The organism is Humibacter soli, assembly GCF_054779035.1.
In genome coordinates, this window is record NZ_BAAGYX010000001.1 from 165,407 (window position 1) to 185,375 (window position 19,969).

Sequence of the window (19,969 nt, forward strand, 5' to 3'; positions counted from 1 at the left end):
GAAAGCTGCGAGCCGTCACACGTCGGCCGTATCCGCGAAAGCATTCCTCGGCACGAAGAGCAGCAGCACGGCGCACACGGCGGCCGTGAGGCCGCACACGATCCACACGGTGTAGTACCCGCTGAGGGTGCCGGCCGTATCGGTCGAGGAGGCGTTCGGGTTGGCGAGCGCTATGCCGAAGACGGCTGAAGCGATGGCCCCTCCGACGGTCTTCACCGAGTTGGTCAGCCCGGTCGCGACGCCCGTGCTGTGCAGCGGAGCAGCGGATGCCGCAGCGGCCGGCAACGCGGCGACGAGCGCTCCGGAGCCGAGGCCGGCGATCACCATGTTGAGCAGCACCTGCGTGTAGCCGGTGTGGAACGGGATGAAGAGCAGGTATCCGATGGCGACGAGCACGCTCGCGCCGATCAGGGCGATGCGCGGCATGATCCACCTCGTGACGACGGGGAGGAGCATCGCGCCGGCCACAAGGGCGATGAGATAGACCCCGACGAGGATGGAGGTCTGGCCTGCCGACGCTCCCAGTCCGTAGCCGTACGTATCGACATCCGTTCGCGCGAATGTGGACAGCGGGACCTGTGCGCCGAGCACGCTCACCCCGAAGAGGCCCGCGGTGACGAACACCGGCCACAGCGAGGCCGAGCGGAAGAGCCGCACGTCGATCAGCGGTTCGCGTTGACGCAGCTCGTAGATGCAGAACGGCACGAAGAGCAGCACGCCGATGAGCAGCGCGATCCACGGCCAGGGCGAGGCCACCCCGTCGAGTCTCAGAAGGCTGAGGCCACCCGTCACGCCGAGCAGGGCGAGCGTGATCAGCACGAGGCCGCCGGTGTCGAACGGGGCCTTGGCGGCGCGGCGTGCGACGGCGTCCGACGACTCCTTGATGCCGAAGAGCACGACGAAGAAGCACAGCACGACGGCGACCGCGGGAACGAGTAGCAGCACGGGCAGCGGGAACGCCCCGTCGAGCGCGCCTGAGGAGAGTGCGCCGGCGATCGCGCCGATCTCGAGGGCTCCGACCAGGAAACCCGCCGAACGGCGGGTCAGAGCCGATGGCGCCTCGTGGCCTTGGCTCCTGGTGAAGACGATCGCGATCTCCAGCGGCAGCCACACCGTGTAGAAGCCTTGCACGGCCCAGGCGATGAGGAAGAGCCAGAACACCCCGGAGAACGCCAGCATGAGCGACGCGACTGCGGTGATGCCGGTGGAGATGAGGAGCATGCGGCGGTGGCCGACGAGATCCCCGAGCTTCGCGAACGCGGGCACAGCGATGGCGGACGCGGCGAGCTGCGCGGCCTCGAGCCAGTTCAGCTCGGGGTCTGGCACGCCGAGGAAGATCGCGATGTCGTGGTACAGCGGCGTGTAGTACCCCTGGATCACGCCCGAGGTGAACTCCACGAAGACCAGGAACCCGACCACGGCGGCGATCGAGCGCATTCCGACCCGTGTTGTGGGAAGCGCGGATGACATGCAGCGGCTCCTTCGCCGATCGAGGCTTGCCGGAGCAGCCTAGCCGTACCAGCGCGTGCGGGGCGTTCCGTGGGTTGAGGAGCTCGCGGGGTAGCCGCGCGCGTCTTGCCGTGGGTTGAGGAGCACCGCGAAGCGGCGCGTCTCGAAACCCCGATGTTTGCGGGCGGGTTTCGAGACGCACGCCTTCGGCGTGCTCCTCAACCGGCGGTGGGGGGACGCGCGCCTTCGGCGTGCTCCTCAACCCGCGGAGGGAAGGGATCGGATCAGCGAGCGGTAGAAGCGCTCGCCGCGTTGCAGCGCGTCGATGGTGACGTGCTCGTCGATGCCGTGGATGCTCTCGCGCTGCGCTCCCGTCATGCTCAGCGGGGCGAGCCGGTACGTCGCGTCGCAGATCGCGTGGAAGTGCCTGCCGTCGGTGGCGCTCAGCTGGATGTACGGGATGCTCGGGGTGGCCGGATACGCGTCATCCACCGCCTCGGCGACGATGGCGAACTGCTCGTTGTCGGTTGCCGAGACGGGTGAGGGGTCGGAATGGTCCTCGACCCGCACGGAGATGCCGGCGTCGCGGACGACCCTGCGCACCCGCCGCGCTACACTCGCCGTGGAGTCGCCCGGTGCGATCCGCACGTTGAGCACGGCCGACGCCCGCTCGGGAAGCACGTTCGAGGCGGTCCCGCCGTCGAGCACGGTCACGGCGACGGTCGTGCGAACGACGGCGGCAGCCTCGCCGCCCATCAGGGCGAGCACGCGCGCTCCGAGCCAGGGCGCCGCGGCCGCGAGCCGCAGGAGACGACGCCGCATGCCGGTGGTGCCGGAGGAGAAGGCTCGCAGCATGTCGCGGGCGACCGCGGGCATCCGTGCAGGGAAGGGGTGCGAGCGCAAGCGGCCGACCGCCCTGGCGATGCTGTCCGTCGCGGTGAGCTTCGGGGGAGCAGACGCGTGGCCGGGCTGCGATCGGGCCGTCAGCCGCAGGGTCGCCGTGCCCTTCTCGGCGACCCCGACCATGGCGGCGTTCATGCGGATGCCCGCGAGCGGCTCGTCGACGACGGCTCCGCCCTCGTCGAGCACGATCCACGGCCGGATCCCCCGTTCGACGAACAACGCGGCCGCAGTCTTCGCCGCCGTTCCGTACGTCTCCTCGTTGCCGCCGAGCCAGAGGTAGACGTCGCGGGCGGGCGTGTAGTCCTGGGTGAGCAGGTTCTCGGCTGCGTCGAGCAGCACGCAGACCGCACCCTTGTCATCCAGCGTTCCACGTCCCCACACGATGCCGTCGGCGATCAGGCCGGAGAACGGCGGGCGGCTCCATGCAGCTTCGTCGCCGACGGGGACCACGTCGTAGTGAGCCATCAGCACGGCGGGCGAACCGCTCGTCGCGCCCGCCCAGCGGAAGAGGAGCCCGAAGTCGGTGACCTTCTCGAGCTCCAGACGCTCGTGGACCAACGGGTAGAGCTCCCGCAGCAGCGCCTCGAAGTCGTGGAAGACGGTCGGCCCTGTCTGCTCGAGAAGTGCGGAGACCGTCGGCACCTGCACCATGCGCGAGAGTCGGTCGGCGATGCCCTCTCGCACCTCGGTCGTGCTCATTCGATCAGGGTATCCGGCGCCGGCGCCCTCGAAGAGATCCCTCTGAGGTAAGGGGCGATTGATACCACGGGTGGACGACTCAGGAGTGCGGATTCGGAAGGCTGGATGACGTCAGAGAGTGGCACATCGAGGAGGGACACCATCATCGACGCCGTCAACGCCTTCATCCAGTCAGCGGTCAGCACGCCGTGGATCTACGTCGTGATCGTGCTCTTCGTGTTGGTCGACGCCTTCCTGCCGCCCGTGCCGAGCGAGTCGGTCGTGATCGCTGCCTCTGCGGCGGCGGTGTCGCTCGGCAGGCCGGACATCGCCCTCGTCGTCGCGTGCGCCGCGATCGGCGCGATCGCCGGAGACAACATCACGTTCGCCATCGGCCGCCTGGTCGGCATCGACAGATTCGCCTGGATGCGCGGACGTCGCATGCAGGCTGCTCTCGGCGCTGCCGGGCGCGGGATGGCAAGGCGTCCTGCGGTGATTCTGATGACCGCGCGCTACATCCCGGTCGGCCGGGTCGCCGTCAACCTGGTCGCGGGGGCCTCCGGATTCCCGCGTCGTCGGTTCTTCGGGCTGTCGGTGATCGCCGGTGTGACCTGGGCCGTGTACTCGGTCGGCATCGGACTGATCGCCGGCCACTGGCTTCACGGCAACCCTGCCCTGGGTATGCTCGTCGGCATCGCGGCAGGCGTGGCTACCGGTCTGATCATCGATCTGGTGATGCGGATCGCCTCCCGTCGCCGGGCTCGCGCTGAGGAGCCCGAGCGGGCGGCGGAGGTGCGGCCGACGCGTGCTGCGGAATACAGCGAGGTGGAATGAGCGACACGAACGCGACAACGGTGCGGTCGAGGCGTCGTCTCGACGCACCCCGAGCGCTGCTCTGGGCCGTCGCCGTGTGCGGCCTCGCGGTGACCGTTCCCGTGCAGGCCACGCTGGGGACCACGTACTACGGTGTCCCCGTCGTCATCGCCCTGGTTCTGGCGGCTGTGCAAGGTGCGGCGATCGTTCTCAGCCTGATCCAGCCGCTCGTCGCGGTCATCCTGAGCGTCGTCGGCCTGCTGGGTTTCTCGGTGCTGTCGACGCCGCTGCAGCCCTGGCCGGTGGCCGTCATGTCGATGATCGCCCAGTGTCTGGTCATCCTTCTCGTGGCCGTGCGCACCGGATGGTGGCTGAGCCTCGTCGCCGCTGTCGTCGGTGCCGGTGGCGCGCTCGTCATCGCGCTGGTGGTCTCGCACCCGGGACCGGGCGCGGTGACGGCCGACCTCATCGTCTTCACGGCGCTCAGCGGGGCATCCCTGCTGGTCGGCGCGCTCGTCAATCAGTGGGCGGCGGTGAGCGCACAGCTGGTGCAGGAGCGAGCGGTCTCCGCGGCGGAGCTGGCGCGTCGTGAGGCGGCGGAGGACCGTACGCGGCTCGCACGTGAACTGCACGACGTTGTCGCGCACGGCATGAGCGCCATCCAGGTGCAGGCATCCTCAGCCCGCTACCGCATGCCGTCGCTGCCCGACGACGCAGCAGCCGAGTTCGACGCGATCGCCGCGCTGGCCCGCACCTCGATGGCTGAGATGCGCACCCTGCTCGCCGTGCTGCGCAACGAGGAGACGACGACTGAATCGGTGCCGCAGCCGGGCGTGACCGACATCCCTCGGCTCGTCGAACTGGCGGGCCGCGCAGGTGCTCGGGTCAGTCTGGACGACGGGATGTCGCCCGACGACGTCGCTTCGCTCGATCCGGTCACCTCGCTCACGGTCTACCGCGTCGTGCAGGAGTCCCTCAGCAACGTCGCTCGGCATGCCACCGGCGCCGACACGCTCGTGACGCTGCGGCAGACCGACGGCGTCATCAACATCGAAGTGCGCAACGGCGTGCCGGATCGGGCGCCGGATGCGGCCGGCGGGGCGAGCGAGACGGGCGGAGGACACGGCATCCGCGGAATGCGCGAGCGTGTCGGTCTGCACGGTGGCACGCTGGAAGCCGAGGGCACGCACGACGGCGGATTCGCGGTGCGCGCCACCATCCCCACCCGACCGTGAGAGGACACGCATGACGGTCACCGTGCTCGTCGCCGACGACCAGGCGATGGTGCGCGCCGGATTCTCGGCCATCCTCGGCGCCCAGCCGGGCATCCAGGTCGTCGGACAGGCTGCGGACGGCGTCGAGGCCGTCCACTTCGCGCGAGAGCTGCGACCCGACGTTGTTCTGATGGACGTGCGCATGCCGAACCTCAACGGCATAGATGCGACTCGCGAGCTCGTGAATCCGAGCCGAGGGGAGCCCTATGTGCCCCGCATCCTCGTGCTCACCACGTTCGACGCGGACGACTACGTGTACGACGCCCTCGCGGCGGGGGCGAGCGGGTTCCTGCTCAAGGATGCCCTCCCCGACGAACTCGTTCACGCCGTACGGGTGGTCGCTGCAGGGGACGCCCTGCTCGCGCCGAGCGTGACGCGCCGGCTCCTCGAGCGGTTCGCATCGCAGCGGCCGTCGGCACCGCGCAAAGCCCAGGCGCTCGCCGATCTCACCGAGCGCGAGCGGGAGATCCTCGTGCTGATCGCGAAGGGCCTCTCGAACGGCGAGATCGCGTCGCAGCTGTTCATCGCCGAGCAGACCGTCAAGACGCACGTCAGCCGCATCTTCACGAAGCTCGGCGTGAGGGATCGCGTGCAGGCGGTCATCCTCGCGTACGACGCAGGGCTGGTCGAGCCGGCCTCGTAGCGGGCCGCTGCGCGATGCGCTACTCGAGCGGCGGTGGTGCGGGCCGCTGCGCGGCGCGGTACTCGTTCGGCGGGTGCGCGCGCAATACCGCGGTACGGGTGGGGAATGGCTCCACGCGGTGATTCGGGCGACGACACCCCGTTCGTACGTTCTCCTCGGCGGCCCGATCGGGTCGACCGGGAGGAGAACGAACCGTGTCCGTCGACATCCGATCACAAGCACCGCAGGCCGCACCACGTAGGCCTGCGGGCCGCGACACCGCCGTGGACCTCGCCAGGGCGTGGTGCCTCTGCGTCGTCGTCGTACTGCACGCACTCATGGTGGGCGTGATGGTGGGCGCCGGCGGTCCGGTACTCGAGAACGCGCTGGAGGGCTGGCCGGGGCTGGCGCCCTTCACCTGGCTTGCTCAGGTGATGCCCCTCTTCTTCGTGCTCGGCGGCTTCTCGGCGTTCACGCAGTGGTCGCGCCTGAGCGAGCAAGGGATGTCGGCGTCCGGCTACGTCGGCATACGCATGCGACGACTGCTCGGGCCGTCGGTCGTGGCCATCGGCGCGATGGTCGTCGTGCTCGCGGCGCTCTCGATGTTCGGGGTGCCGGCCGACCTGGTGGGGATTGCCGGGTTCCGGCTGAGTCAGCCCTTGTGGTTCCTCGGGGTGTACGCGGGCACCACGGCACTCGTTCCCGTCATGGCAGCTGCGCACAGGCGGGCTCCGGTGGGCACCGTCGTCGCGCTGGTCGGGACGGCGGCCGCGGTAGATGCTCTCGGGGCGTCCACCGGGCTGACGGCGATCGGCTTCCTCAACCTCGCGTTCGTGTGGCTGCTGGTGCAGCAGTTCGGGTTCTGGCTCGCAGACGGACGGCTTCCCCGCTCGCGTGTCGCTGTGGCCGCCATCGCGGTCGCGGCGTACGGAACGCTCGCGGTGCTGTGCGGTGCAGGAGTGTTCTCGTTCGACCTGCTCTCCGACCTCAACCCGCCGTCCTGCGCGCTCGTGCTGCTCGGTGTCGGCCAGCTCGCCCTGTTCGAGTTGGCACGGCCGACGCTGCGCAGGATGCACGGGCTGTGGTGGCTCGGAGCCGCCACGACCGCGATCAATGCGCGGGCTATGACGATCTACCTCTGGCACATGCTGGTGCTGGTGCTCTCCGCAGGCGGGCTGCTACTCGTCCACGCCTGGCTCCCTCAGCCGCTCAGCCAGGCATGGTGGGAATCGCGGCCGCTGTGGCTGGCGTGGGTGGTGGTCGCGGTCGCACTCGTGACCTGGGGTGCCGGCCGATGGGAGGCCGTGGGCCGGTCGCGGCCGGAACCGACACGTGTCACGAGTCGAGTCGCGGCATCCGTCTCGCCCGTGCTGGCCGTGATCGGCGTTCTGATCCTTCTCGCGACCGGATTCACCGTCGCCGCAGGAGTGATCGCGCTGGTATGCGTCGCAACGGCGCTGATCGTCGTCTCGGCGTCGTCCTCAGCACCGCCCTCAGCGCCCTCCTCGGTGCGGTCCTCTGCGCGGTCGCAGCAGGCGTCACTTCGGTACACAGGCGCACCGAGCTGGTGGGCGCTCAGCCGGCAGCGGGCGTCGCGAGCGTGGGGATCAGTTCGTCGAGCAGCTCGATGGTCTGCTCCCACCCCTTGACGGCCCTGGTGGGCACTCCCATCGCCAGCACGGGGTAGTCGTTGCCGTCGGGATCGAGGCGGTCCCCGATGAAGAGCATCTCGGTGAGCCGGATGCCCGTGAGCTCGGAGAGCTTGCCGATGCCGTACGCCTTGTCGATGCCGCGGCGGGTGATGTCGACAGATGTGGACCCGCCTGAACGCACCTCGAGATCGGGCAGCAGCTCCTGCACGGTGGCGCGCAGCGTGTTCTTCTTCTCGCCGGTCGGATCCCACGCGGCCTTCTCGGAGACGGGCGCCGACTGGCCGAGAGCCGAGAAGGTGATCTGCGAGCCGCGGTCTTCGAGGATCGGACCCCACGTCTCGGTCTCCCAGTATCCGAGGCGACGGGCCTCAGACTCCAGTGCGGCTAGTGCCCTTGCCTTCTCGTCGTCCGCGAGGTCCTGCGCGTAGACGCGAGCCCACGCGCCATCGGCGAAGCGGAAGTACTGGGTGCCGCAGGTGGGCATGAGGTGAAGGCGCTCGAGGGACCCGTGCGGGGCATCCGCGAGGTGCTCGACCACCTGGGCGGAGAACTGCCCGAACTGCCCCCCGGAGATGATGCACACCGGCACCACGTCGAGCAGGGCGATCAGCCGACGTGCCATCGCCGGGTCGAGCGGCGACTTGGAGGCGGCGAGCGTGTCGTCGAGATCGAACGCGACGAGGCGCGGGGAAGTGGTCATCACGATCCTTTTTCGGGGTCGATGGACGATATCAAATCCCCGTCACAACTCCGCGTGGAGCTTCCAGACCAGTTCGGCGGAGCTGCGCCAGCTGAACGCGGCGGCGCGGTCCATGCCTGCGAAACGCAGCCGCTCGCGCTGGGCCGTGTCGTTCAGCAGCTCGGCGATCGCCTCACCGAGACGGCCCGGATAGCCTGCGGCGTCCTCGCGGGCAACCGTGACGCCCGCGCCGAAGGCGACCTCGACGACCGCCGGATCGTCCGAGTGCACGACCGGTGTGCCGAAGCGCATCGCCTCGACGATGGGCAGGCCGAACCCCGAAGCGAGGTTCGGATACACGAACACGTCCGCCTTGGCGAGCACGACGGCCAGGTCGGCGTCACCGAGCGTGCCGAGTGTTCGCACGCGGCCCTCTGGCAGCCCGGCCTCCATCGCGACGGTGCTCACGCGCTCGCCGCGGAACTCCTCTGGACCGACCACGACGAGAGGGATGCCCGAGAGGGCTGGGATTGCCATGGCCTGCACGAGCTGACGCAGGCCCTTGCGCGGGTCGAGGCTCGAGACCGTCGCGACGTAGCGCTCCGGCAGCCCGAGGGCGGCGGCTCGGGCATCCGTGTCCGCCGGCAGTCGCAGGGTGTCGGACGGCGCGCCGCCGATGACTCGGATGCGGTCATCCAACTTCGCCACCTCCGCGAGCTGTTGGGCGACCGCGTGGGTGGGCACCACGATGGCGTCAGCGAACTTGCGCGCCCGCTTCACCATGGCCTTCTGCCACGCAGCCTCGACGACACCGACGGAGTCGGGAGCCGTCCATGCCGACGCATCGTGGATGGTCACGGTCGTCTGGTCGAGGCCCTCTGAGGAGTCGTGCTTGAACAGCGGGGCGAGAAGGCTCGGCGCGTGGATGAGCCCGCCTCCCATCGAGAGCTTCACGCCCATCTGCCATGCAAGCGCCAGCTCGCGCGGCCCGACGGGCAAGGCATGAACGCCGGCGAGGCCGGGAAGCAGCTGCTGCAGCAGCCGTCGATCGTTGTCGTTGTGTGCGGCGACGACGCCCTCGACGACGCATCCCGCCGGAGCGGTGGCGATGAGCTGTCTGGTCAGTTCGAGGCTGTAACGCGACACGCCGTCCGGCACGTCGGTGAGCACATCCTCAACGATCACCCGCAAGGTCGTCATCGAAGGCCTTTCGTTCGCCCGCGCGCCCGCGCGTCATGCAAGTCTCGCATCTTCGCGATCCGGTGTCGTCATGCGGGATGGGTGGAGCGTCGCATCCACGTTCACTCGGTTGTGGAGCCGGGAGCGTCAAGGCGGTGGCGGCGATGCCGTACGTGGACAGACACACAGCATACGCCGCTGTTGGACAGAGATACGAATGTGGATGGATTTCTGGTGAACGCTCGAAGATAGCCCGAATGGGCCTACTGTCCACGGAATTTGCCGCAAAAATGGCTCTCCACAGATCGAACATAGGTACTAGTAACAGACTAAGTTCACAGATAGAATTGCTGCATGAAAGAGCTTCTCGATGCGGTGCAGTCGGCGTTGGATGCCGCACGCGCGGCGTCGAGCACATGGGATGCCGCGGGCATGGCGCCCGGGGAACTGGTCTCGACCATGGATGCGCTTGGGCTGCTGCGCCGCACGGTAGACGCGGCCCTCCTGCCGGTCGCTGCGGAGATCGCGCGGCAGTCGAGGCAGGAACTGGGCCGGGACTCTCTGGCGAAGAAGCAGGGCTTCCGTACGCCGGGCGTGATGATCTCGACGACGACGGGCACCAGCACGGGTGAGGCGATTCGCATGGTGGCGGTGGGGGAGGCGACCGCACCGAGGATGGCGATGAGCGGCGAGGCGCTGCCGGCCCGGCATCCGCACGTCGGTGAGGCGGTGAAAGCGGGCCTGCTCAGCACTCTGCAGGCATCGGCGATCATCGGCATGCTCGATCGGGTCGGGCCGCGCACCGACCCGGTGTCCTTGGAGGAAATGGAAGTGCGTCTGGTCGACGCGGCGCCCGGACTGAACATGGACCACCTGCATGCCCTGGTGAATCGTGCCGAGGCGATACTGGACCCCGACGGTGTGCAGCCACGGGAGGAGCAGCTGCGAGCCGATCGTGGGCTGACGATCCATCAGGATCGCAACGGTGCGATCCGGGTCAACGGCACGTTCGACCCGGAAGGTGGGGCGCCGATCGTCGCTGCTGTGCAGGGCATCGTCTCCGGGATGCTGCGCCGCCGTGACGACGGGACAAGCGTGTCCGAGACGGATGGACGCAGCATCTCGCAGATGCGCGCCGATGTGTTGAGCGAACTGTGCAGGCACGTCATCGGATGTGAGAGCGTGCCGACTGCGCCCAGCACGACCGTCGTGGTGCGGATGAGCCTGGACGATCTGCGGTCAGGCACCGGTTCTGCCGAGATCGACGGACTCGTACAGCCCATATCGATCGGCACGGCGCGACGAATGGCGGCGGACGCGCAGCTCATCCCGTGCGTGCTCGGTGGTGACAGCGAGATCCTGGACTGGGGCCGCGCTAAGCGGGCGTTCACGAGGGCGCAGAAGCTCGCGCTCTCGGAACGGGACGGCGGATGCTCGTTCTGCGGATCGCCACCCTCGATCACGGCGGCTCACCACATCGCATGGTGGAGGAGGGATGCCGGGCCCACCGACCTGAGCAACGGCGTCCTGCTCTGTACCAGCTGCCATCACCGAATACACGACGACGGGTGGGAAATCCGCATCGAAGGCGCCGACGGTGACAGCGTCACCGATATCGGCGGCACCGGTGCGCGGAGCAGAGTTGAGGGTGCTGGCGCGTTCCGCACGGCGGCGAAGGTTTGGTTCGTTCCTCCGGCGTGGCTCGACGCCTCGCGCACGCCCCGCCTTGGAGGCCGCGCTCGATACGGTTTGACCGCATGACTTACCGGATCTGCACAACGTGCCGGACCTGCGCAGCCAGCGTCGCGGTAGCGCGCGGTGCTTGGCGAAGCGATGCGGCGGGTCCGGTGGCGCGCGCCGCGCGGCGGTTCGCGGTGCGGTGGCGGGGTGAGGCGCGGCGCGGCTTGTGGCGCTTCAGCCCGTGGCCTCTGCCTCGAAGACCCCGTCGGCGAACGCGTCGGTCAGAGCGTCACGCCAGTCTCGCATCTCGGGGAGTCCGGCGGCTTGCCAGGCTTCGTGACCGAGCACAGAATATGCCGGACGGGCCGCCGGGCGCACGAAACTCTCGCTTGTCGTCGGCTGCACCCGCTCAGGATCGAGCCCTGCGAGCTCGAAGACGGCCCTCGCGAATCCGAACCAGGTGACCTCGCCGCTCGCGGTGCCGTGGTAGACCCCGGCGGCCGCATCGGAATCGACAAGCGCGACGAGTTGCTCCGCCAGGTCTGCCGTCCAGGTCGGCTGGCCCAGCTGGTCGTCGACGACGGTGACGGTCTCGTGGGTCGTGGCGAGCCGCAGCATGGTCTTCGCGAAGTTGGGGCCGTCGGCTCCGTACAGCCAGGCGGTCCGCACGATGAAGGCGCCGTCGGGATGCGCCGCGATGGCGAGCTCCTCGCCCGCGGCCTTGGTTCTGCCGTAGGCGTTCAGCGGGTCGCGGGGAGCGCGCTCCTCATACGGCGTCGTCGCGTCCCCGCGGAAGACGTAGTCCGTCGAGATCGTGACGAGCTTCGCGCCGGCCTCTCGTGCAGCGACGGCGAGGTTCTCGGTGCCGACGGCGTTGACCGCGTATGCCAGGTCTTCGTGCGTCTCCGCGTCATCCACCTTGGTGTAAGCGGCGGCGTTCACCACGACGTCGTGGCCGGCGACCGCAGTCAGCACCGCGGTGCGGTCCGTCACGTCGAGCTCGGAGCGCGAGAGTGCCGTCACGTCACGGCCCGCAAGAGCGCGCTGAAGATCGTGACCGAGCATTCCGGATGCCCCGGTGACCAGATAGCGCATGGCTACTGACCCTGGGCCTTGTAGCGGTCTTCCGTCGCCTGCTTCTGCGGCGCCCACCAGCCCTCGTGATCCTTGTACCACTGGATGGTCGCCGCGAGACCGGCCGCGAAGTCCTCGTAGCGGGGGGTCCAGCCGAGCTCCGTGCGCAGCTTGGTGGAGTCGATCGCGTAGCGCAGGTCGTGGCCGGGACGGTCGGTGACGAGGTCGTAGGCGTCGGAGGGCTGCCCGAGCTCGGTGAGGATGAGCTCGACGACCTGCTTGTTGTTCTTCTCCCCGTCGGCGCCGATCAGATAGGTCTCGCCGATGCGACCCTTCTCGAGAATGGTCAGCACGGCGGAGGAGTGATCGTCCGCGTGGATCCAGTCGCGCACGTTCTCGCCCGTACCGTACAGCTTGGGGCGCCCGCCGCGGATCACGTTGGTGATCTGGCGCGGAATGAACTTCTCCACGTGCTGGTAGGGGCCGTAGTTGTTGGAGCAGTTCGAGATCGTGGCCTTGACGCCGAACGAGCGCACCCACGCGCGCACCAGCAGGTCGCTGCCCGCCTTGGTCGACGAGTACGGGCTCGAGGGGTTGTACGGAGTCGACTCGGAGAACCGGCTCGGGTCATCCAGCTCGAGGTCGCCGTAGACCTCGTCGGTCGAGATGTGGTGGAACCGGATACCGTGCTTCCGCGCAGCCTCGAGCAGCGTGAACGTGCCGACCACGTTCGTGTGCACGAACGGCGACGGGTCGTTCAGCGAGTTGTCGTTGTGGCTCTCCGCCGCGTAGTGCACCACCGCGTCGTGCTCGGCGAAGAGCCGGTCGACCAGAGGCGCGTCGGCGATGTCGCCCTGAACGAAGGTGAACCGCTCGGCGGGCAGGCCCTCGAGCGAGGCGAGGTTGCCTGCGTAGGTGAGCTTGTCCAGGACCGTGACCGAGTGCTCGGTGTTGTCGATCACGAAGTGGACGAAGTTCGAGCCGATGAACCCGGCGCCGCCGGTGACGAGGATCTTCATAGAAGGCAGGTGCTTTCCTGTTCGGGAGACTGGCGAGCAGTCTATCGAAGGCTCATTGATAGACTCGGCCGGTGCAAATCCGCGAGCTCGCCGTGCCCGACGCCTACGAGATAACCCCGGTGCAGCACCGGGACGATCGCGGCGTCTTTCTCGAGTGGTACCGATTCGACCGGCTCGAAGAGGCGGTCGGACACCCGCTGAACCTCAAGCAGGGCAACACCTCGGTGTCGCGCAAGGGGTCGGTGAGGGGCATCCACTTCGCCGACATTCCGCCGAGCCAGGCCAAGTACGTCACCTGCACCAGTGGTGCCGTGCTCGACTACGCGATCGACATCCGCGTCGGCTCGCCCACCTTCGGCCGTTGGGACACGGTGCGGCTCGACGACGTCGACCGCAAGGCCATCTACCTCGCAGAAGGGCTGGGCCACTGCTTCGTCGCGCTGACGGATGACGCAACGGTGAGCTACCTCGTCACCGACGTCTACAACCCGACGAGGGAGCACGGCATCAACCCGCTCGATCCGGAGCTCGCGCTCGAGTTCCCCGGGGAGGCGGGGGAGCTGCTGCTGTCGCCCAAGGACACCGACGCTCCGTCGCTGGCCGAGGCGGCGGCGTCAGGGCTGCTACCCACATGGGATGAGGCCAGGGCCTTCTATGCCTCGCTGAACGGAGAGAACTGACATGCGCGGCATCATCCTCGCCGGCGGATCGGGCACCCGGCTCTGGCCGATCACCAAGGGCATCTCGAAGCAGCTGATGCCCATCTACGACAAGCCGATGATCTACTACCCGCTGTCGACGTTGATGATGGCGGGCATCCGCGAGATCTTGATCATCACGACACCCGAATACAACGAGCAGTTCCGCGCACTGCTCGGCGACGGCTCGGCGCTCGGCCTGCAGATCGAGTACGCGGTGCAGCCGTCGCCCGACGGACTGGCCCAGGCGTTCATCATCGGCGAGGAGTTCATCGGCGATGAGTCGGTTGCGCTCGTCCTCGGCGACAACATCTTCCACGGCACCGGCCTCGGCACGGCGCTGCGCCACGTCACCCTGGACGAGGGCGCGACCATCTTCGCGTACCACGTGAGCAACCCGCGTTCCTATGGTGTCGTGGAGTTCGACGAAGACTTCAAGGCGCTCTCGATCGAGGAGAAGCCGGCGCAGCCGAAGAGCAACTACGCGGTTCCCGGGCTCTACTTCTACGACAACGACGTCGTCGGGATCGCGAAGAGCATCGAGCCGAGTGCTCGCGGTGAGCTGGAGATCTCCACGGTCAACGAACGCTACCTCCAGGCGGGGACGCTGAACGTGCAGGTGCTCGACCGCGGCACCGCGTGGCTTGACACCGGAACCTTCGAGTCGATGATGCAGGCATCCGAGTACGTTCGCGTGATCGAGGACCGTCAGGGCACCAAGATCGGCTGCATCGAGGAGATCGCCTGGCGGGCGGGATGGGTCGACGACGACCAGCTCAGGGAGTTGGCGGCGCCGCTCGTGAAGAGCGGGTACGGCGCGTACCTGATGAAGCTCGTCGACGAGGCCTAAGGTTTCTTCGTGCCCTCGATCGTGGCGCGCCAGGCGTCGATCGACGTGATCTCGGGGAGCGCCTCGCGGTACTGCGCGCGCAGACGATCCCACTCGCGTCGGTAGCGCAGGTTCAGCCGGATCGAGTCGCGGAGGAGCATGCGGAACTTCTTGGGGTTCCTGATGTGCCAGGTGACGCCTGATCCCTCGGCGTTCGAGATCAGCACACTGTCCCAGTTGGGGACTTCGAACCAGCGGGCATCCTGATACGTCAGGTGGCCGTGCGGCTTGCTCACGTCGCTCGTCACCTTGCGGCTGTGACGAGCCACCTGCCGAGCCAGCCAGAGCACGAACGAGACGCCGTGGGGGCCGGGATCGACGGTGCGCTGGGTCAGCTCGGTGATCTCACGCGCCGGGAAGTGCGGGATGTGCGCCGAGTCCTTGACGAGCTTCGCCTCCGTGAAGCCCGCCCCCAACTTCCGCACCTTCGGAAGCCGGTCGAGCATGTCGGCATGGAGCTGTTTCGGCCCCTCGAAGACGTTGCGGATGGCCGACATGCGCATCGCGATCGTGTAGTAGTCCATCGTCAGCAGGTTCTTCACGTCGCTGGCGAGCATCGAGCGCCACAGGCGGCCGCCTCGCTTGTGCGGTGAGTGGAGGAGAGCGGTGACGAGCCGGTTGCGCTCGTGGAAGAAGGCCTGCCAGTCGTGGGTGTCGTCCTTGTCGACCCACGAGACGTGCCAGACGGCTGCGCCCGGCAGGCTGACCGTCGGGTAGCCGTGCTCCCTGGCGCGCAGCGAGTACTCCGCGTCATCCCACTTGATGAAGACGGGAAGCGAGAGGCCGGCCTTCTTGAGCGTCTCGACCGGGATGAGGCACATGAACCAGCCGTTGTAGTCGACGTCGTAGCGGCGGTGCATCCACGGCGTCTGTCGCAGGTTCGATGCGCTGAAGTCGTGCCGCTCCGGCGTGAACGGCCCCCACATGAAGGGGGACCACTTGATGCCCTCGGCGAAGGCGTGCAGCTGCGGCTTGTCGTACATGTCGAACATGTGGCCACCGACGATGGTGGGCTTGGTGCAGAAGTTCCCGAACGTGACGGCGCGACGGATGCTCTCCGGCTCGATCTCGATGTCGTCGTCGAGCAGCAGCACGTAGCCCGATTCGCCGGCGTCCACTGTCTCGAGCATGCCGCGCGAGAACCCGCCGGAGCCGCCGATGTTCGCCTGCTCGATCAGAGTGAGCTTGCCTTCGAGCGCATCGACTGCTTCCGGATAACCGGGATCGTCGGCGATCCTCTCGCTTCCCTGGTCGACGACCAGCACCCGGTCGAGCACGGCGAGGGCATCCTTGTCGCCGCCGATCGCCGCCAGAAGCCTCGAGCAGTAGTCACCGCGGTTGAGCGTGGTGATCGAGACGGTCGCGCGGTCGTTTGCGCGTCGTGCCGTGCCCTCTGGGGCGATCCAGTCGGCCTGCACGAGCTCGAAGGCGTGCTCGTCGGCGACGAGGTCGAACCACAGCCAGCCACCGTCGAGGAACGAGGTCAGGGGAATGGTGAAGGTCGTCGTCGTCGGCCCGTCGACCTCTGCGGAGTCGACGCGCTGGATGACCGCCCGCGCGTTGGAGCGGTACACGACGATGCGTCCGGTGCCGGCGGTCTGGATGCGCAGCTCGACGGCCTCGAGTGACGTCCACGCCTTCCAGTAGCTGGCGGGGAACGCGTTGAAGTAGGTGGCGAGCGACGTCGACTTGAACGAAGGGATGCGCAGGCCGCGCCTGCCGCGCAGCCAGCCGAGGCCGTTGCGGTCGGTGAGTCGTGACGCCGTCTTCGGCTGCCGGATGGAGACGACGCCCCGCATCCTCGCCAGGCGCTCCTTGTCGGACTCCTCGCGCGCCGACCACGACCACACTTCGGGGTCGAGGAACAACGGCAGCGCCTGCGGATCGGCGTGCTCGGGGAAGATCACCCTCTGCAGGACCGTGCCCGACCGGGTGCCAGGCTCGGTCGCGGCAGCCGGCTCTGGTGCGACATCCATCGAAGCGTCGACGGTAGGCGTCCGTGGCATTCTCAGACCTCCGGGGAGAGCAGCGGCTTGATCTTGTTCGAGTACATCGACAGCGCGGACCCGATCGCCATGTGCATGTCGAGGTACTGGTAGCTGCCGAGCCGGCCGCCGAAGAACACGTTCGGCTCGCCGGCCTGCAACTCACGGTAGCCGAGCAGGCTCTCGCGATCCGACGCGGTGTTGACCGGGTAGTACGGCTCGTCGTCGTGGCCGGCGAAGCGGGAGAACTCCCGCATGATCACCGTCTTGTCGGTGGGGTAGTCGCGCTCGGGATGGAAGTGCCTGAATTCGTGGATGCGCGTGTACGGCACCGAGGCATCCGCGTAGTTCATCACGGGGGTGCCCTGGAAGTCGCCGATCGGCAGCACCTCCCGCTCGAAGTCGAGCGTGCGCCAGGAGAGGGTTCCACCGGAGTAATCGAAGTAGCGGTCGACGGGTCCCGTGTAGACGACGGGAATGCGCCCGACGACCGACTTCTTGTTCACCGGCTGCGACTCGTCGAAGAAGTCGGTGTTCAACCGCACCTCGATGTTCGGATGATCGGCCATCCGCTCATGCCAGGCGGTGTAGCCGTCGACGGGCAGACCCTCGAACGTGTCGTTGAAGTAGCGGTTGTCGTACGTGTAGCGCACCGGGAGTCGGCTGATCACCTCGGCGGGAAGCTCGTCGGCGGGGGTCTGCCACTGTTTGGCGGTGTAGTCGCGGATGAACGCCTCGTAGAGCGGGCGTCCGATCAGCGAGATGCCCTTCTCCTCGAGGTTCGCAGCGCCCTGGGTGTCGAACTCCGAGGCCTGCTCCGCCACGAGCGCGCGGGCGTCGCCCGGGCTGTACGCCGAGCGGAAGAACTGGTTGATGGTTCCGAGGTTGATCGGGAGCGGGAACACCTCACCGCGATAGTTCGTGTAGACGCGGTGCACGTAAGGCGTGAAGCTCGTGAATCGGTTGGCGTACTCCCAGACGGGAACGTTCGACGTGTGGAAGAGGTGGGCACCGTACCTGTGCACCTCGATGCCCGTCTCCGGCTCGGCCTCGCTGTACGCGTTGCCGCCGATGTGCGGGCGCCTGTCGATCACGAGAACCTTCAGCCCGAGATCGTCGGCCACGCGCTCGGCGATGGTGAGTCCGAAGAAGCCGGAGCCGACGACGACGAGATCTGGGTTCACTGACGCGTGTCCCTTCGCTTGTGGATTCGGCGCGCGGATCGCTGCCACGACCAGCCATCGAGTCTACGGGACGCCTTCGCCGGTTCTCTGCGACACGTCTCATGCGTAAGGCGACCATCACAGCTTTGGCGGTCTCACCGGGTGATATCGTGACGCAGTGATTCGCCTGACGCCCCTCGTTCGCAGCGGGTGCCCGCGACCGATCATCGGTGATCCGCGAGCATGAGCTGGTGGGTCATCGTGCCCGCGGTCCTTGCGGCCGCGGTCGTCGTTCTGCTGCCGGGGCTCGTCGTCGCCTATGCGGCCACAGCTCGTGGCATCACAGCATGGGCACTCGCCCCCTTGCTCTCGATGACCGTGTTCGGGGTCGTCGCGCTGGCGTTCGGTCTCGCGCACATTCCCTTCACCGGAGTGAGCGCGGCAGTGGGTGCCCTCGTCGTCGTCGTCGTGGCGGCGGGCGTCATGATCCTGGTGCTGCGGAGACGACCGGCGCCTGCGCCATACCGTGACCGTGTGTGGCCGAGCATGGCCGCGCTGGTGTCCGTCGCTGTCGCGCTTGTCGCGTTCGGCATCCGCTTCGGCTCCGCGCTGGTGCGCCCCGACGCCGTCTCGCAGACGTTCGACGACGTCTTCCATCTGAACGGCGTTCGCTACATCATCGCGACCCACGACGCGAACCCGTTGAGCTTCATCAACCTCAACGCGGCGTTCGGCGGTCCCGGGGGCTTCTACCCGAACCTCTGGCACGTTCTCGCCAGCCTCACCACCATCTACTCAGGGGCGAGCATCCCGGTCGCCGTGAACGCTCTGAACATCGTGATCGGCGGCCTGATCTGGCCGCTGGGCTGCGTGCTCCTCGTTAGGGTCATCCTCGGTCCTCGGCCCGTGGCGCTGCTCGTCACGGGCATCGTCTCGGCGAGCTTCGCCGCCTTCCCGCTGCTGCTGGTCACCTACGGGGTTCTGTATCCGAACCTCCTCGGGCTGGCCGGGCTGCCCGCCGCGCTCGGCCTGCTCGTACTCGCCGTCGGCTTCGCGAAAAAGCCGACCCTGTCTCGCGTGCTCGCCTGGGTAGCGTTCATCGCGGTGCTTCCCGGGATCGCGCTGGCCCACCCGAACGCGTTCGCGTCGCTGCTTGTCGTCGGATTCCCGCTGATGTTCGCATTCGGCTGGCGCTGGTTCAAGGACGCCAGGAAGCAGGGGGCGTCCCGTCAGCGCATGCGTCGGGGCGTGATCATCACCGTTGCGGTCGTGGTCGTCGGGCTCATCCTCTTCATCGTCGTTCGTCCGCCGCGGGCCTCCGCCACGTGGGGACCGACGAAGTCGCTCGGGGACGCACTGGTCGCCGCTGTCACGAACGGGCAGGACACCCCGGCGGCCACTGCGATGACGGTGCTGGTGCTGCTCGGCGTCGTCGCCACCTTCGTCACACGGCGCAACCGTTGGCTCGTCGGCTCGCTTGCGCTGGTGTGGTTCTTCTACGTCGCCACCGCGATCATGGCCCAAGGCCGCTGGCGCTTCGCCGTGACGGGAACCTGGTACGGCGACATCCACCGCCTCGTCGCGCTCGGCCCCGTCGTTCTCGTGCCACTCGCCGTCATCGGCATCCAGTGGGTGGCGGATCTGGCGACGGTGTTCGGCATGCGACTAACGACCAGGCATCGCGGCTGGGTCGCCGTCGGCACCGCCGTCGGGCTGGTCGTTGCGCTGGTGGCGACCGTGATCGCGCAGACGGGACCGGCGCTCGCCTCGATGTCGGGCTGGGCGACCGCATCGTTCGCCCAGGGACCGAACGCCTGGCTGCTGTCGTCGGACGAACGCGCGCTGCTCGATCGTGTTCCCAAGGAAGTGCCGCAGGATGCCGTCGTGGCAGGAGACCCGTGGACCGGCGCCTCGCTCGTGTGGGCGCTCGCCGATCGCCTACCGCTCGTGCCGCACATCTACGGCCCTCGCAACGACGCCCAGGCGCTGATCCTCTCCAGCCTGCGCTACGCGACGCCCGGATCCGACGTGTGCGCTGCGCTGCAGAAGGAGAACGTGAAGTACGCGCTCGACTTCGGTGACGTCGGGGTCTTCGGCAAGGCGCAGATCAACGCGGGCATGAACGGGCTGTCGAACAGCCCGGTGCTCACGCTCGTCGACCAGGAGGGACCGGCGAAGCTCTACAAGGTGACCGGCTGCGACTGACGCGACA

16 protein-coding genes are annotated in these 19,969 nt (G+C 68.0%); 8 read left to right on the top strand and 8 right to left on the bottom strand.

Translation table 11 applies throughout. The features are described 5' to 3' along the window. Positions 1–15: 15 nt before the first annotated feature. The gene (locus ACYVDN_RS00735) at positions 16–1,470 is read right to left on the bottom strand and encodes an MFS transporter (protein WP_460567458.1); all 1,455 of its coding nucleotides are present in this window, start codon (positions 1,468–1,470) and stop codon (positions 16–18) included. Positions 1,471–1,707: 237 nt separating this feature from the next. Then, positions 1,708–3,051 (bottom strand): zinc-binding metallopeptidase family protein, encoded by a 1,344-nt coding sequence (locus ACYVDN_RS00740; RefSeq protein WP_460567460.1) that lies wholly within the window; start codon positions 3,049–3,051, stop codon positions 1,708–1,710. A 105-nt stretch (positions 3,052–3,156) separates the two neighbouring features. On the opposite strand from ACYVDN_RS00740, the gene ACYVDN_RS00745 reads away from it, so the two are divergent. The 4 genes from ACYVDN_RS00745 (at position 3,157) to ACYVDN_RS00760 (ending at position 7,388) form a co-directional block, all read left to right on the top strand. After that, the gene (locus tag ACYVDN_RS00745; protein ID WP_460567462.1) at positions 3,157–3,864 is read left to right on the top strand and encodes a DedA family protein; all 708 of its coding nucleotides are present in this window, start codon (positions 3,157–3,159) and stop codon (positions 3,862–3,864) included. Next, positions 3,861–5,078, top strand: coding sequence for a sensor histidine kinase (locus ACYVDN_RS00750; RefSeq protein ID WP_460567464.1), 1,218 nt, complete (start codon positions 3,861–3,863; stop codon positions 5,076–5,078). The genes ACYVDN_RS00745 and ACYVDN_RS00750 overlap by 4 nt, the downstream gene beginning before the upstream one ends. A 10-nt stretch (positions 5,079–5,088) precedes the next feature. Beyond that, positions 5,089–5,760 carry a transcriptional regulator gene (locus tag ACYVDN_RS00755; RefSeq protein ID WP_460567466.1) on the top strand — a complete coding sequence of 224 codons (672 nt, stop codon included), beginning with the start codon at positions 5,089–5,091 and terminating at the stop codon, positions 5,758–5,760. 194 nt (positions 5,761–5,954) lie between these two features. Beyond that, on the top strand, positions 5,955–7,388 hold the full coding sequence (locus tag ACYVDN_RS00760; protein ID WP_460567468.1) for an acyltransferase family protein: 1,434 nt from the start codon (positions 5,955–5,957) through the stop codon (positions 7,386–7,388). Here the strand turns inward: ACYVDN_RS00760 and ACYVDN_RS00765 are convergent. Beyond that, the gene (locus ACYVDN_RS00765) at positions 7,315–8,091 is read right to left on the bottom strand and encodes an HAD family hydrolase (protein WP_460567470.1); all 777 of its coding nucleotides are present in this window, start codon (positions 8,089–8,091) and stop codon (positions 7,315–7,317) included. The two genes, ACYVDN_RS00760 and ACYVDN_RS00765, sit on opposite strands and share 74 nt — an antisense overlap. A gap of 42 nt (positions 8,092–8,133) precedes the next feature. After that, entirely contained in the window at positions 8,134–9,270 is a 1,137-nt protein-coding gene (locus ACYVDN_RS00770; protein ID WP_460567472.1) for a glycosyltransferase family 4 protein, read from the bottom strand. 333 nt (positions 9,271–9,603) lie between these two features. Here ACYVDN_RS00770 and ACYVDN_RS00775 point away from each other — a divergent pair, with 333 nt between their 5' ends. After that, the gene (locus ACYVDN_RS00775; protein ID WP_460567474.1) at positions 9,604–11,010 is read left to right on the top strand and encodes an HNH endonuclease; all 1,407 of its coding nucleotides are present in this window, start codon (positions 9,604–9,606) and stop codon (positions 11,008–11,010) included. 153 nt (positions 11,011–11,163) lie between these two features. On the opposite strand, the gene rfbD is transcribed toward ACYVDN_RS00775, so the two are convergent. After that, positions 11,164–12,024: an SDR family oxidoreductase gene (rfbD, locus tag ACYVDN_RS00780; protein ID WP_460567476.1), complete on the bottom strand. Its 861-nt coding sequence runs from the start codon at positions 12,022–12,024 to the stop codon at positions 11,164–11,166. Positions 12,025–12,026: 2 nt separating this feature from the next. After that, positions 12,027–13,022, bottom strand: a complete 996-nt coding sequence (gene rfbB / locus ACYVDN_RS00785) for a dTDP-glucose 4,6-dehydratase (RefSeq protein ID WP_460567478.1) — start codon at positions 13,020–13,022, stop codon at positions 12,027–12,029. A gap of 71 nt (positions 13,023–13,093) precedes the next feature. Between rfbB and ACYVDN_RS00790 the strand changes: the two genes are divergently transcribed. Together ACYVDN_RS00790 and rfbA are read left to right on the top strand one after the other, a co-directional pair. Continuing rightward, positions 13,094–13,702: a dTDP-4-dehydrorhamnose 3,5-epimerase family protein gene (locus tag ACYVDN_RS00790; RefSeq protein ID WP_460567480.1), complete on the top strand. Its 609-nt coding sequence runs from the start codon at positions 13,094–13,096 to the stop codon at positions 13,700–13,702. 1 nt (position 13,703) lies between these two features. Continuing rightward, positions 13,704–14,570, top strand: a complete 867-nt coding sequence (gene rfbA, locus ACYVDN_RS00795; protein WP_460567482.1) for a sugar nucleotidyltransferase — start codon at positions 13,704–13,706, stop codon at positions 14,568–14,570. Here rfbA and ACYVDN_RS00800 read toward each other — a convergent pair. Next, positions 14,567–16,585: a glycosyltransferase gene (locus ACYVDN_RS00800; RefSeq protein ID WP_460567484.1), complete on the bottom strand. Its 2,019-nt coding sequence runs from the start codon at positions 16,583–16,585 to the stop codon at positions 14,567–14,569. The genes rfbA and ACYVDN_RS00800 overlap by 4 nt on opposite strands. Before the next feature lie 32 nt (positions 16,586–16,617). Beyond that, entirely contained in the window at positions 16,618–17,778 is a 1,161-nt protein-coding gene (gene glf / locus ACYVDN_RS00805) for a UDP-galactopyranose/dTDP-fucopyranose mutase family protein (protein ID WP_460567486.1), read from the bottom strand. A 222-nt stretch (positions 17,779–18,000) separates the two neighbouring features. Here glf and ACYVDN_RS00810 point away from each other — a divergent pair, with 222 nt between their 5' ends. After that, a complete protein-coding gene (locus tag ACYVDN_RS00810; RefSeq protein ID WP_460567488.1) occupies positions 18,001–19,962 on the top strand; it encodes a DUF6541 family protein in 1,962 nt (653 codons plus the stop codon). The last annotated feature ends 7 nt before the right edge of the window (positions 19,963–19,969 follow it).

What these genes read in the sequence shown, in the direction of transcription:
- ACYVDN_RS00735 (WP_460567458.1), bottom strand. Translation starts at nt 1,470, where the DNA reads ATGTCATCCGCGCTTCCCACAACACGGGTCGGAATGCGCTCGATCGCC.
- ACYVDN_RS00740 (WP_460567460.1), bottom strand. Translation starts at nt 3,051, where the DNA reads ATGAGCACGACCGAGGTGCGAGAGGGCATCGCCGACCGACTCTCGCGC.
- ACYVDN_RS00745 (WP_460567462.1), top strand. Translation starts at nt 3,157, where the DNA reads ATGACGTCAGAGAGTGGCACATCGAGGAGGGACACCATCATCGACGCC.
- ACYVDN_RS00750 (WP_460567464.1), top strand. Translation starts at nt 3,861, where the DNA reads ATGAGCGACACGAACGCGACAACGGTGCGGTCGAGGCGTCGTCTCGAC.
- ACYVDN_RS00755 (WP_460567466.1), top strand. Translation starts at nt 5,089, where the DNA reads ATGACGGTCACCGTGCTCGTCGCCGACGACCAGGCGATGGTGCGCGCC.
- ACYVDN_RS00765 (WP_460567470.1), bottom strand. Translation starts at nt 8,091, where the DNA reads ATGACCACTTCCCCGCGCCTCGTCGCGTTCGATCTCGACGACACGCTC.
- ACYVDN_RS00770 (WP_460567472.1), bottom strand. Translation starts at nt 9,270, where the DNA reads ATGACGACCTTGCGGGTGATCGTTGAGGATGTGCTCACCGACGTGCCG.
- ACYVDN_RS00775 (WP_460567474.1), top strand. Translation starts at nt 9,604, where the DNA reads ATGAAAGAGCTTCTCGATGCGGTGCAGTCGGCGTTGGATGCCGCACGC.
- rfbD (WP_460567476.1), bottom strand. Translation starts at nt 12,024, where the DNA reads ATGCGCTATCTGGTCACCGGGGCATCCGGAATGCTCGGTCACGATCTT.
- rfbB (WP_460567478.1), bottom strand. Translation starts at nt 13,022, where the DNA reads ATGAAGATCCTCGTCACCGGCGGCGCCGGGTTCATCGGCTCGAACTTC.
- rfbA (WP_460567482.1), top strand. Translation starts at nt 13,704, where the DNA reads ATGCGCGGCATCATCCTCGCCGGCGGATCGGGCACCCGGCTCTGGCCG.
- ACYVDN_RS00800 (WP_460567484.1), bottom strand. Translation starts at nt 16,585, where the DNA reads ATGGATGTCGCACCAGAGCCGGCTGCCGCGACCGAGCCTGGCACCCGG.
- ACYVDN_RS00810 (WP_460567488.1), top strand. Translation starts at nt 18,001, where the DNA reads ATGAGCTGGTGGGTCATCGTGCCCGCGGTCCTTGCGGCCGCGGTCGTC.